The following is a 12,394-nucleotide window of genomic DNA, read 5'->3' on the forward strand; positions in this document are numbered from 1 at the left end:
TTTGCCGAGTTGTCTTTTCGGGGACATTTACCCACTTTTCGATGGTGCATCGCACAATGACCTACCCTGATATCACTCTGAAGGATGCCGTGCGCGCGGCCAACTGGGCGCAGCTGCTCGATCCCGTGCAACTGGCCCGCGTCGAGGCGGACGTGTTTGAAACCTTCGTGCCGAAAGGCGGCTTTGTCTGCCGCAAGGGCGAGCCGGTGGACAACTGGATCGGCGTCATCAGCGGCATGGTCAAGATGAATAATTTTTCCGCCTCCGGCAAGGCCATGACCTTCATTGGCGTGCCGCCCGGCAGCTGGTTCGGCGAAGGTTCGCTGCTGAAAAACGAGATCCGCAAATACGACACCATGGCCCTGCGCGACACGCGCGTGGCGCGCCTGCCCGGCGCCACCTTCCACTGGCTGCTGGAAACGAGCCTGCCATTCACGCGCTTTTTGCTGATGCAGCTCAACGAGCGCCTGGGCCAGTTCATCGGCATGGTGGAAAACGAGCGCCTGCTGGACCTGAACACGCGCGTGGCGCGCTGCCTGGCCTCGATGTTCAACTCGCATTTGTACCCTGGCGTGGAAACCCTGGTGCAGCTGTCGCAGGAAGAGATCGGCTTGTTGTCCGGCTCTTCGCGCCAGCGCGCCAACCAGGCCTTGCAGGTGCTGGAAAAAAAGGGGTTGTTGCGCCTCGATTACGGCGGCATCCGCGTGCTGGACCTGGAAGGCTTGCGCCGCTACGAGGCCGATGATGCAGACTGAAATCTCCAGCCGCGCCGCAGCGCTGCGGGCTCGCCTCGAGGGTACTGCCGTCGACCATGCGCGTTTTACGGGGCCGCCCGTCGATTTCAACGGCTGGACACCTGAAGAACTGGGCGCCGTCTGGGGGGCGCTGCACCGCGCGGCGCGCTTCGGCCATGATGATGTTGCGCGGTTTAATCTGGCGCACACGCTGCTGGAACAGGTGACTGGGGCCGGACTGGCGCCGTTGCTGGCCGGCGCCGTGTTCCTCGACGCGCTCGACGCGGCCGCTGATTACAACCTGGAATGGGAGTATGTGATCGGCTGCCTGGCTTGCCTGCAGGGCGAGGCGCCGGCAGGCACGGCGGCGCAGGCACGGCGCATTCTCGGTGAAACCTCGGGCTGGGCCGAACGGCCCTACCAGGCCTGGCTGCTGGCGCGCCTTGCAGGCGGCGACGCCCCTGCGCAATTTGCGCAGGTAATGGAGGAGCGCCACGCCCGTTATCCGATGCCACTGACCTTGCAGGAATTGGCACTGCTGGCGCAGCTGGCGCAAGCGTCCCTGCTGGCGCTGGCCGGCTCGCCCCATAGCAGCTTCTGGAACCGCAACAGTATCGGCGAGGCGGATCCCGCCGCCGTGCTGGCCGACGATGCGGCGTATGTCGATTTTGCGCGGGCGATACTGGAACAGGCGGCGCGTCATATCGCCGCCATCCACGATGGCAGCGTGCCGTATACGGCCGATGCCGCCTTTGCCACGGCAGATTCTCCCGTGCTGGCGCGCGCCGCGCGGGTCGCCGCCTACCGCGATGATGGATGGTTCCGTCCCGTGATCGCCGTCTTGCTGCCTTTGGCCTGCGTCGCGCCCGGCGCGGCAAAAAGCGCACCGTCGCAGTCGCTGGCGATGGCGCTGGGCCATGCGGTGGAAACCATCCCCACGCCGGAAAGCTTGCTGGCCCTGCGCACGGCGCTGGCGCAGGTGCGCCATGCGGGCATTCGCAAGAAGCTGGAACGCAATCTGAAACCGGCCGAACGGGCGCTGGCCGAACGGCCCGATATCGCCTGGAGGATCGGCATGCCCGGCCCCATGGGCAAGCGGCGCCAGGCCATGCTGGCGCGCCGCCTGGAAGCGGGCTACGCCAGCGAGGTGTGGTTTGGCCTGGACCAATGGCGCGCCTTGCGCGACGATGCCGATATCGAGACGGTGGCGCGCGCGCTGGTCTGGCGCACGGGCGATGGGCTGACCTTCATGCTCGATGGCGAGGGCGCCATCGGTGCGCAGGGGCAGCCAGTGCAATTGCCTGAGCAAGGCGACATCGGCCTGTGGCACCCCCTGCACGGCAGCGGGGAGCAGCGCGCCGCCTGGCAGGCGCTGCTCGCGCAGCGGCGCGTGCGCCAGCCGCTGCGCCAGGTGTATCGTGAAATATATGCACCGCCCGGCGACGGCAGCGCCCCATTTGCCGGCTACCAGTTGTCGCTGCCTACCTTGCTGGGACTGGCCCGCCGCGAAGGCTGGCGGCTCGATGACGATGAAGGCTTGTCGCGCCAGTTCGGCGCCTGGCGCGTATTGCTGCGCCTCGGGGGACACGTCTATCCAGGCGCGGGCGGCGCCTGCACATCCAACGGGCTGGCGCCCGCGCAGATGATGCCGATGGCGCCGGTGGCGTATTCGGAAGCGTGCCGCGCGGTGGACCTGCTGGTCAGCGCCAGCGCCCTGGCGCTGCTGGAAGAAGAGCACAGCGCGCAGCGCGAAGAGCGCCTGTTTTACCTGGCCAATATGGCACCGGGGCCGATGGCGGGCATGCGGCGCACGGTGCTGGAACAGGTATTCGCTGACCAGATCGAGGACGGGCGCATGGCGCTCGAAGCGCGCCACCTGATGGTGGGCAGGCATGCGATTCACCTGACCACCGGCAGGGTCACGCTGGACGGCGCCGCGGTAGCGACCGAGGTGGCCGCGAAGGGGAGCAAGCTGGGCGCCGTGCCGTGGTTGCCGCACGATGAGGCGCTGCTGGAAAAAATCGTCGGCCTCGCCGGCCAACTGCTCCAGCATTGAAGATGCCCCGCATCCTGATCCTGGCCTGGGGCTGGGTGAGTACTGCATTGCCGGCAATCGGAGTATCATGAGCGCTTCCCAGCACAGCACCTTTTCGCCGCCATGCAGACATCCGTTCACAGTAATCCCGCTTCCCGTTTGACCTTGCTGCGCGCCGCCATGCGCGCGCAGCACATCGACGCCTGCATCGTGCCCTCGGCCGATCCGCATTTGTCCGAGTACCTGCCGGCGCGCTGGCAGGGCCGCGAATGGCTGTCGGGTTTTACGGGTTCCGTCGGCACCCTGGTCGTGACGCAGGACTTTGCCGGCGTGTGGACCGATGGCCGTTACTGGGAACAGGCGGAAACGGAACTGGCTGGCAGCGGCATCGTCCTGAAAAAAATCCCGTCCGGCGCCAGCGTGCTGTATATCGACTGGCTGGGCGAGACCATGCAGCCGGGGCAGACGGTGGCCGTCGATGGCGCCGTGCTGGGCCTGGCCAATGCGCGTTTGCTGCAGCAGGCGCTGGGCGCGCAAGTGACCCTGCGCACGGACATCGACGTGCTGCAAGCCGTCTGGCCCGAGCGCCCGGCCATGCCCGCCGCGCCCGTATATGAACATGCGCCCGCGTATCCATCGCTGTCGCGCACGCAAAAACTGGCGGCCCTGCGCGCCGGCATGGCCGCGCACGGCGCCAGCCACCACGTCATTTCCACGCTCGACGATATCGCGTATCTGTTCAACTTGCGCGGCGCCGACGTGCACTACAACCCCGTCTTCCTCGCGCATGCGCTGGTGGGGCCCGAGCGCTCCACCCTGTTCGTCGCCGACGGCAAGCTGCCGGCCGCCCTGCGCGCCACGCTGGAAAGCGAAGGCGTGGACGTGGCCGCGTATGACCGCGCGGCGGCCGCGCTGGCCGCCTTGCCGGCCGGCGCCACCTTGCTGCTCGACCCGCGCCGCATCACGTTCGGCACGCGCCAGGCCGTGGCCGATGCTGTGCGCGTGGTCGAATCGATCAACCCGACCACCCTGGCCAAGTCGCGCAAGACGGACGGTGAAGCGGCGCACGTGCGCGCCGCCATGGAGCACGATGGCGCCGCGCTGTGCGAATTTTTCAGCTGGTTGGACGCCACCCTGGCCGACCCGCAGCACGCGCCGCTGACGGAAATCGGCGTCGACGAACACCTGACGGCATGCCGCGCGCGCCGCGCCGGCTTTGTCAGCCCCAGTTTCGGCACCATCGCCGGCTTCAATGCGCACGGCGCCATCATGCATTACCACGCGCATGCGGATTCGGCCGCCACCATCGAAGGCGACGGCTTGCTGCTGATCGACTCGGGCGGCCAGTATCTTGGCGGCACCACGGACATCACGCGCGTGGTCCCCGTCGGCACCATCACCGCTGAACATAAGCACGATTTTACGCTGGTCTTGCGCAGCATGATCGCCCTGTCGCGCGCGCAGTTCCCGCGCGGCGTGAAGTCGCCCATGCTCGACGCGATTGCCCGCGCGCCGCTGTGGGCCGAAGGCATCGACTTTGGCCACGGCACGGGTCACGGCGTGGGCTTTTTCCTCAACGTCCACGAAGGGCCGCAATCGATTTCCCAGTCCGCCATGCCGGAGCCGCACACGGCCATGGAACCGGGCATGATCACCTCCATCGAACCGGGCATCTACCGCCCCGGCCAGTGGGGCATCCGCATCGAGAACCTGGTGCTGAACGTTCCCGCAGGGACGACGCAGTTCGGGGAATTCCTGCGTTTTGAAACATTGACCTTGTGCCCGATCGATACGCGCTGCATCGAGCGCTCGCTGTTGCGCGACGACGAGGCGGCCTGGCTCAACGATTACCACGCCACCGTGCGCGCACGTCTCGCGCCGCTGTTGGCTGCGCCGGCCGATGCGCCTGCGCTGGCGTGGCTGGAACAGCGCACGGGAGCCATCTGATGCGTTCGACCCGCGCCACGTCCGCCATCGAGCGGCTCAAGGAACGCACCGGCCACCGCCTCTACACGATGGCGCGCACGGGCGATGAACTGTTTTTCCTGACTGAAGGCCCGGGCTTGCCGCCTTTGTGCCCGCCGCTGGAACTCGATGCCTTTGTCGCCTTCGTGAATGGACTGGGGCCGCAAAAGGCGCGCCGCGTCAGCAAGCTCGACGTGGCGTTTGAAAAGCAGCTGACGAAAAAGCCCTAGATGCCGACCATCGACTTCCTGCGCGCGTATTGGTCGCCGGCCGAGCTGGCAACGAATGGCGTGATTCTGCTGAACCTGTTGGGCGCGTTGCTGCTGGGCTTGCTGGTGGGCTATGAGCGCTCGTATCACGGGCGCGCCGCCGGCATGCGCACGTATGGCCTGGTCTGCATGGCTTCGGCCGCGCTGACGGTGCTGGGCGGCTATCCGGAGTTCTGGTATGGCGGCCATGGCACCATCGTCGGCAGCGACCCCACGCGTATCATCCAGGGGATCGTCACGGGCGTGGGTTTCCTCGGCGCCGGCGTCATCATGCGCGAAGGCTTCAATATCAGCGGCCTGACGACGGCCGCCTCGATCTGGGCCTCGTCCGTGATCGGCATCATGGTCGGCATCGGCTTTTATCTGTCGGCCATGGGCCTGGCCTTCATGTGCGCGATGGCGATGATTTTTCTGTCAAAATTGGAGAACTGGCTGCCGTCGCGCCACGCAGTGGCCATCACCATGCGCTTCAAGCAAGGGTTCATTCCCCGCGAAGATGCGCTGCGGCGCATGGCTGCCAAGCGCGGCTACGACATCGCCGGCGGCTCGCTGACCATCGGCAGCAACGACGGCATGCAGGAATGGCGCTTTGTCGCCATCGCGCATGGCAAGAACACGGGTGCCAGCCTGTCGGCCATGTCGGCCGAACTGGCCGCTTTCGAAGGCATCGCCGGCTTCCAGCTGTCGCACGCCCGCAACTGAAAAGGATGGACATGGATGGACAAGCCCAAGAGGTACTCGATTTCTGGTTCCTGCCGCCGGATAACCCAGACTATGGCCAGTCGCGCGTGGCATGGTTCCGCAAGGATGACGGCTTCGACGCGCAGATACGCGCGCGTTTCGGCGCGCTGATCGATGCCGCCATCGACGGCGGCTTGCGTGAATGGGACGCGACGCCGCACGGCGCGCTGGCGCGCCTTATCGTGCTCGATCAGTTCACGCGCAATGTGCACCGCGGCACGCCGCGCGCCTTTGCCGGCGACACCAGGGCGCTGGCGCTGGCCGTCGCCTTGACGCAGGCGGGGCAGGACCAGCAATTGCCGCCGATGCTGCGCGCCTTCGCCTACCTGCCGTTCGAGCACGCGGAAGACCTGGCCATGCAGGCGCGCGCCGTCGAATTGTTCCAGCTGCTGTCGCAGGCGCAGCCCGGCTTTGAGGGCATGCTCGATTATGCCGAGCGCCACCAGGAAGTCATCGCCCGCTTTGGCCGCTTCCCGCACCGCAACGCGATCCTGGGCCGCGCTTCCACGCCGCAAGAGCTGGAATTTCTGCGCCAGCCGGGATCGAGTTTTTAGAAAATCATCATGAATGTCACTTTGAATATCATCGGCGCCGGCCACGTGGGCCGCGTGCTGGGCCGCTTGTTCGCCGGCGTGGAAGGTGTCGCCGTGCAGGACGTGCTGACACGCTCGATGGCCTCGGCGCAAGCGGCCGTCGCTTTCATCGGCGCCGGCACGCCCGTCGCCAGCTATGCGGCCTTGCGCCACGCCGATGTCACCCTGCTGGCCGTCTCCGACGACCAGATCGGCCCGGCCTGCGCGGCGCTGGTGGCCGAGGGACGGCAAGCGGGCGCCATCGTATTTCACTGCAGCGGCGCGCTGGCGTCCAGCGTGTTGTTGGCGGCCACGCAGGCCGGTGCATCGGTGGCCAGCGCGCACCCGATCCGCAGCTTTGCCGACCCGGCACAAGTGGCCGCCACCTTTGACGGCACGTTTTGCGGCGTCGAAGGCGATCCGCTGGCGCTGGCCTTCCTCACGCCAGCCTTGAACGCCATCGGCGCGCGCCCCGTGCCCATCGACCCGGCCGCCAAGACCCTGTATCACGCCGCTGCCGTGTTTGCCAGTAATTACCTGGTGACGGTGCTCGACGCGGCCCTGCGCGCCTACCAGGCAGCCGGCATTGCCGAGCCCGTGGCGCGCGAACTGGCCCAGCCTTTGGTGATGGAAGCGGTGGCCAATGTATTCCGCCTGGGCGCCGCGCCGGCGCTCTCCGGCCCCATCGCACGGGGCGACTCGGCCACCGTGCAACGCCAGCAGCAGGCGGTGCAAAGCTGGGATGCCGCCACGGGCGAGTTGTACCGGGCGCTGGTGGCGCCCACGCAAGACCTGGCCAGGCGCAAGCGCGGAGGATGACTCAGGCGGCGTGCACGCGGTTGCGGCCGTGATGCTTGGCCTGGTACAGGGCGCTGTCGGCGCGCGAAAAGAAGGCCGATTCGCTTTCGTCGCGCCGGTATTCGGCCACGCCCAGGCTGATCGTCACGGTTAGCTGCGGCGCGGGCAGGCCGAAATCGTGGCCTTCGACAGCGGCGCGCAGGTTTTCCGCCACTTCCGCCGCCTGCGCCAGGCTGCAGTTATTCAGCAGCACCAGGTATTCCTCGCCGCCCCAGCGCGTGATGACGTCGCTTTCGCGCACGGTGGCGCGCGCCACGTCCGCCACGCCACGGATGACCTTGTCGCCCCACAGGTGGCCGTGGGTATCGTTGACGCGCTTGAAGAAATCGATGTCGAACAGGATGGCCGACATCGGTTGCTCGTTGCGCCTGGACAGGAGCATGGCGCGCTGGAACAGCAATTCCAGCGATTGGCGGTTCAGCAAGCCCGTCAGCGCATCCGTCGAGGCGATGCGTTCGATGCGGCGCTGGTAGCGGTTCACCGTCAACAGGGTCAGCAGCAATACCAGCACGGTGACGCCAAAGCTGATGGCCAGATTCAGGATGAACACGCCCTGCAGCGACTTGACTTCGTCGCTGACATTCTGCTCGACCACCAGGTACCAGCCCAGCTCGGGAATGAAACGCGAGTTGACGAGGATTTGCGCACTGCCCAGCTGGTACGACAGGTGCGTCGGTGCGCTCTGGTGGTTGATGATCTGGTCGGCAATGCTGCTCACGCCAGGCAAATTGCGGATGTTGCCGCGACCCTCGCGCATGGTCTTGCCCGCTAGTACCAGGGCGCCGGCGCCGTCGACAAAGTAGATGTTGCGGTGAAAGCGCGCCTGGTAGCGGTCGATGATGTGGCTCATGGTTGCCAGGGTCAGGCCGATGCCCGTGGCGCCGATGAACTGGCCATCGTAATCATAAACGCGGTGGTTGATGAAGATGGTCATGCTGTCGCGGTTGGCCATGTCCACATCGACATTGGTTTCATAATCGGTGCTGTCCATGGCGCGCACGCGGTAGTACCAGAGGTCGCGCGTTTCTTGCGGGCTGACGGATTTCAGCGTGCCTTCCGCGTAATAATATTTGCTGCTCTTGTCGGAAACGAGAAAGCTGGTGATGGCGCCGTATTTCTTCTTGACCTCGGCCAGGTAGCGCACGATCTGCGCCGGGTTGCTTTCGCCGGCGAGGATCCAGTCGCGCACGAAGGTATCGTGCGCCATCAGCGACGAGATGAAGACGGGGCGCAGCATGTCCTTCTGGATTTCCGAGTAAATGTTGTCGCCCGTCAGCGGCAAGGTCTGGTCGGCGATGCCATGCTCGATGGCCTGGCGCGACGCCAGGTAGCTGGCCAGGCTGGTCGCCATGAAGCCCGCACCCAGGATCAGGGTCAGGAGGATGAGCAGGCGGTACTTGATCGACAGAAGGCGCATGGAGACGAGGAAGTGGCAGGCGGGAAGGCTATCGTGACGCAAGCCAAAAGTATGCAGCAGGCCGGGTATTGGCGCAATGATAACTGGCTTTATTGACAATTTGCACTGGTGTCCGCGACAAGATAACCACGACTTACCAAATAAAAGTGCCGATTTGTCGACAAAGATGCAAATTAGCAATAAGATTTGACGATGGGAATCATTGCGCACCGCCCCTGTCTTGCCGTCCGTTTCAGGCGCAGGACACCACGCGCAGGGAGTGTAGTATGTTATTTTTAAAGAGTACGTCTGTCAGCAAGGCCCCCGGCATTTATGAAGTCGATATCGCCGCCAAACCACCGGGCAAGACCTTTGGCATTTTTCTCGCCACCGATCCCGACCATCCGCCATCAGCCTTGCTGGGGCAATTGAAGGCGTTGGGCTTCGAGAACACCTATAGCTCGCCCTACCTGCACAAGGATGGGGGCAAAGTGCTGGACCTGCATTTCCAGAAGGATGGCACGGATATCTTCAAGGGCTGGAAAACCGAGGAGTGCACGCAGAACGTGGCGGCCATCACGGCGCTGTTCGAGGAGCATGGCATCACCATCGCGCCGAGGGTCATGTCGATGGCGGAAGCCTACGCTTAATCTGCCTCAACCGCGTCAACCCGCCTCCACGCCAATGTGATACAGCGCCCACGGGCAGCTGGCAAAACGTTCGGCCAGGGGCAGCGCCGCCACGGCCGCGATGCGGTCCGCGTCATGGATCGCCCATAGCGGCCCCAGCCCGCCCAGCGCCATCGCCTGCCCGTCCAGGTGGGTGGCGACGATAAAACGCTGCGCGCGCGCCTGCGCCATGGTCAGCGCCGCCGCATAGCCATCCACGGCACGCAGCAGCAGGCGCACATCATCGTCCTCGGGGGCGCCCGCCGCCTTCAAGACATCGACCAGCAGCGGCCCGCGCAGGGCATGCGCCTTGCCGTCGTATTCCAGGGTGGGGTGGATGGTGCGCGCCGGCAAGTTCGCCAGCGCCGCGAAGTCGAATGCCCGCGCCCGCTCAAAACTGATTTTTTGCTTGTGCATCATCTGGTCGCGCACGGCGTCGAACGGCCCCCGGTTGGGTTTGGCGATGCTGCCCGTGATGGTCAGCAAGGCCGGACCGCGCAGGCCGGCGGGCGCCGCCCGGGCGATGGCGGGCAGGGCGGTGGCCGCCATGGCGGCGGCGAGAAACTGGCGTTTGTGCATGCACCTCTCCTGTTCGTCCGAAATTCAAATTGTTCTTAAGTCTATCTTAAGTTCGCTCAACAGTGCGCATTGTATGGTTATTGTCAGTTTGGAATGTCCGCTTACATCTTGTCACAGTTCTTACGGAATGGAGAAAGACGTAGCTTTTTTCGGCTGTTATTGTGTCCTCATCGCACTTCGCTGAACTGCGAATCCAGGCACCATTCACTAATTGAGAGAGAGAACATGATGAAGAAGAAAATCCTGTTTGCAATGATCGCTTCCGTTACCGCATTCACCGGCATGAGCGCCGCGCACGCCGAAGGCGCCTATGTGGGTGCTGGCGTCACGGGCAACCGTTATAACTTCGATATTCCTGGCGCCACCAGCGCCGATAATCACAGCGGCTACAAGGCCGGCGCCAAGATCTTCGCCGGTTACGATTTCGATAAAACCTGGGCGGTCGAGGGCGGTTACGCCGATTTCGGCAGCAAGGATTACAGCTATGTCACGGGCGCCGGCAACGGTTCCGTGAAAAGCGATTCGCACGGCTACTATCTGGCCGGCAAGGCCAGCATGCCCGTGACCGACAAGGTCGGCGTATTCGGCAAGCTCGGCGTGGCCAAGGTCAAGAATAGCCTGAGCGGCACGGGCCTGTCGACCGGCATCAGCGGCAACGACAAGACGGGCGTGTACGCTTCCGTCGGTGCCCAGTACGCGATCAACGAGAAAGTCTCGCTGACGGCGGAAGTGGAACATTTCGGCAAGAGCGCCGACCAGGGCCGCAAGGCTACGGGCTTAGCTCTTGGCGCACGCTACAATTTCTAATTACTTAGAAATGTGCTGAAAAAAAAGGCAGTTACCACGAGGTAACTGCCTTTTTGCATTGCTGCACCCGATTTATACGGTGAGCGGTTTGTAGCGGATACGTTTTGGTTTCGCGCCTTCGTCACCGAGGCGTTTCTTCTTGTCGGCTTCGTATTCCTGATAGTTGCCGTCAAAGAAGGTGACCTGCGAATCGCCTTCGAATGCCAGGATGTGCGTGGCGATACGGTCGAGGAACCAGCGATCATGCGAGATGACCATCACGCTGCCGGCAAATTCCAGCAAGGCGTCTTCCAGCGCGCGCAGGGTTTCCACGTCCAGATCGTTCGACGGTTCATCGAGCAGCAGGACGTTGCCGCCCATCAAGAGGGTTTTTGCCAGGTGCAGACGGCCACGTTCACCGCCGGACAGATTGCCGACGATTTTTTGCTGGTCGCCGCCCTTGAAGTTGAAGCGGCCCAGATAGGCGCGCGATGGCATTTCGAAGCGGCCGACCGTCAACATGTCGGCGCCACCGCACACGTCCTGGAAGACGGTCTTGCCGTCCGACAGCGAGTCGCCGCGATTCTGGTCGACGATGGACACGCGCGCCGTCTGGCCGATGGCCACTTCGCCGCTGTCCGGCTGTTCCTTGCCGGTGATCATCTTGAACAGGGTCGACTTGCCGGCGCCGTTGGGGCCGATGATGCCGACGATGGCGCCTGGCGGCACGGTAAAGCTCAGGTTATCGATCAGCAAACGGTCGCCGAACGCTTTCGACACGTTCTTGAACTCGATGACGTCATTGCCCAGGCGTTCGGCCACGGGAATGAAGATTTCCTGCGTTTCGTTGCGCTTCTGGTATTCGTGCTCGGACAGCTCGTTGAAGCGGGCCAGGCGGGCTTTCGACTTGGCCTGGCGCGCTTTCGGGTTCTGGCGCGACCATTCCAATTCCTTTTGCAGCGCCTTCTGGCGCGCCGATTCCGTCGATTCTTCCTGCTTCAGGCGGGCTTGTTTCTGCTCCAGCCAGGTCGAGTAGTTCCCTTTCCATGGAATGCCGCTGCCGCGGTCCAGCTCCAGGATCCATTCGGCTGCGTTGTCGAGGAAGTAGCGGTCATGGGTGATGGCCACCACGGTGCCGGGGAAGCGCAGCAGGAATTGTTCCAGCCAGTCGACCGATTCCGCATCCAGATGGTTGGTCGGTTCGTCGAGCAGCAGCATGTCGGGCTTGGACAGCAACAGCTTGCACAGCGCCACGCGGCGCTTTTCACCGCCGGACAGCACGCCGATGCTGGCATCCCAGGGCGGCAGGCGCAGCGCGTCGGCGGCCATTTCCAGCTGCAAATTCAAATTGCCGCCGTCGGAAGTCGAGATGATCGCTTCCAGGCGTGCCTGTTCCGTGGCCAGGGCATCGAAATCGGCGTCTTCCTCGGCATACGCGGCGTACACGGCTTCCAGTTTGGCTTGCGCTTCAAACACTTCGCCCAGGCCCGATTCGACTTCCTGGCGCACGGTTTTTTCCGGGTCCAGCTGCGGTTCCTGCGGCAGGTAGCCGATGTTCAGGCCCGGCATCGGCACGGCTTCGCCCTGGATGTCGGTGTCGATGCCGGCCATGATTTTCAGCAGCGTCGATTTGCCGGAGCCGTTCAGGCCCAGCACGCCGATCTTCGCGCCTGGGAAGAAGGAGAGGGAAATATCTTTCAGAATCTGGCGCTTGGGCGGGACGATTTTGCCCACGCGATTCATGGTGTAGACGTAATTTGCCATTAGAAATCTCGGGTGATATACAAAGAC

12 protein-coding genes are annotated in these 12,394 nt (G+C 64.1%); 9 read left to right on the top strand and 3 right to left on the bottom strand.

Translation table 11 applies throughout. The annotated features are described in order from the left end of the window. The first annotated feature begins 56 nt into the window (after positions 1-56). The 7 genes from CLU91_RS17110 to CLU91_RS17140 all read left to right on the top strand — a co-directional run bounded on the left by CLU91_RS17110 (position 57) and on the right by CLU91_RS17140 (position 7,135). Positions 57-755 (top strand): Crp/Fnr family transcriptional regulator, encoded by a 699-nt coding sequence (locus CLU91_RS17110; protein WP_100875118.1) that lies wholly within the window; start codon positions 57-59, stop codon positions 753-755. After that, on the top strand, positions 742-2,790 hold the full coding sequence (locus CLU91_RS17115) for a DUF4132 domain-containing protein (protein ID WP_100875119.1): 2,049 nt from the start codon (positions 742-744) through the stop codon (positions 2,788-2,790). Before CLU91_RS17110 ends, CLU91_RS17115 begins: the two co-directional genes overlap by 14 nt. A 102-nt stretch (positions 2,791-2,892) precedes the next feature. Beyond that, positions 2,893-4,716, top strand: coding sequence for an aminopeptidase P family protein (locus CLU91_RS17120; RefSeq protein ID WP_100875120.1), 1,824 nt, complete (start codon positions 2,893-2,895; stop codon positions 4,714-4,716). After that, entirely contained in the window at positions 4,716-4,964 is a 249-nt protein-coding gene (locus tag CLU91_RS17125; RefSeq protein WP_071079957.1) for a hypothetical protein, read from the top strand. The genes CLU91_RS17120 and CLU91_RS17125 overlap by 1 nt, the downstream gene beginning before the upstream one ends. Further along, entirely contained in the window at positions 4,965-5,705 is a 741-nt protein-coding gene (locus CLU91_RS17130) for an MgtC/SapB family protein (RefSeq protein WP_100875121.1), read from the top strand. Between the two features lie 5 nt (positions 5,706-5,710). After that, positions 5,711-6,298 carry a DUF924 family protein gene (locus CLU91_RS17135; RefSeq protein WP_100875122.1) on the top strand — a complete coding sequence of 196 codons (588 nt, stop codon included), beginning with the start codon at positions 5,711-5,713 and terminating at the stop codon, positions 6,296-6,298. 9 nt (positions 6,299-6,307) lie between these two features. Further along, the gene (locus CLU91_RS17140; protein WP_100875123.1) at positions 6,308-7,135 is read left to right on the top strand and encodes a Rossmann-like and DUF2520 domain-containing protein; all 828 of its coding nucleotides are present in this window, start codon (positions 6,308-6,310) and stop codon (positions 7,133-7,135) included. Position 7,136: 1 nt separating this feature from the next. Here the strand turns inward: CLU91_RS17140 and CLU91_RS17145 are convergent, their stop codons facing one another. Beyond that, positions 7,137-8,633 (bottom strand): sensor domain-containing diguanylate cyclase, encoded by a 1,497-nt coding sequence (locus tag CLU91_RS17145; RefSeq protein WP_232730782.1) that lies wholly within the window; start codon positions 8,631-8,633, stop codon positions 7,137-7,139. A 224-nt stretch (positions 8,634-8,857) separates the two neighbouring features. Between CLU91_RS17145 and CLU91_RS17150 the strand changes: the two genes are divergently transcribed. Further along, on the top strand, positions 8,858-9,220 hold the full coding sequence (locus CLU91_RS17150; RefSeq protein WP_046681894.1) for a hypothetical protein: 363 nt from the start codon (positions 8,858-8,860) through the stop codon (positions 9,218-9,220). Positions 9,221-9,235: 15 nt separating this feature from the next. Here the strand turns inward: CLU91_RS17150 and CLU91_RS17155 are convergent, their stop codons facing one another. Continuing rightward, positions 9,236-9,817, bottom strand: a complete 582-nt coding sequence (locus CLU91_RS17155; RefSeq protein WP_100875125.1) for a molybdopterin-dependent oxidoreductase — start codon at positions 9,815-9,817, stop codon at positions 9,236-9,238. Positions 9,818-10,042: 225 nt separating this feature from the next. Between CLU91_RS17155 and CLU91_RS17160 the strand changes: the two genes are divergently transcribed. Further along, on the top strand, positions 10,043-10,624 hold the full coding sequence (locus CLU91_RS17160) for a porin family protein (protein WP_100875126.1): 582 nt from the start codon (positions 10,043-10,045) through the stop codon (positions 10,622-10,624). 72 nt (positions 10,625-10,696) lie between these two features. Here the strand turns inward: CLU91_RS17160 and ettA are convergent, their stop codons facing one another. Then, a complete protein-coding gene (gene ettA / locus CLU91_RS17165; RefSeq protein ID WP_100875127.1) occupies positions 10,697-12,367 on the bottom strand; it encodes an energy-dependent translational throttle protein EttA in 1,671 nt (556 codons plus the stop codon). Positions 12,368-12,394 lie beyond the last annotated feature (27 nt).

It is taken from the genome of Janthinobacterium sp. 64, assembly GCF_002813325.1.
Taxonomy (GTDB): domain Bacteria; phylum Pseudomonadota; class Gammaproteobacteria; order Burkholderiales; family Burkholderiaceae_D; genus Janthinobacterium.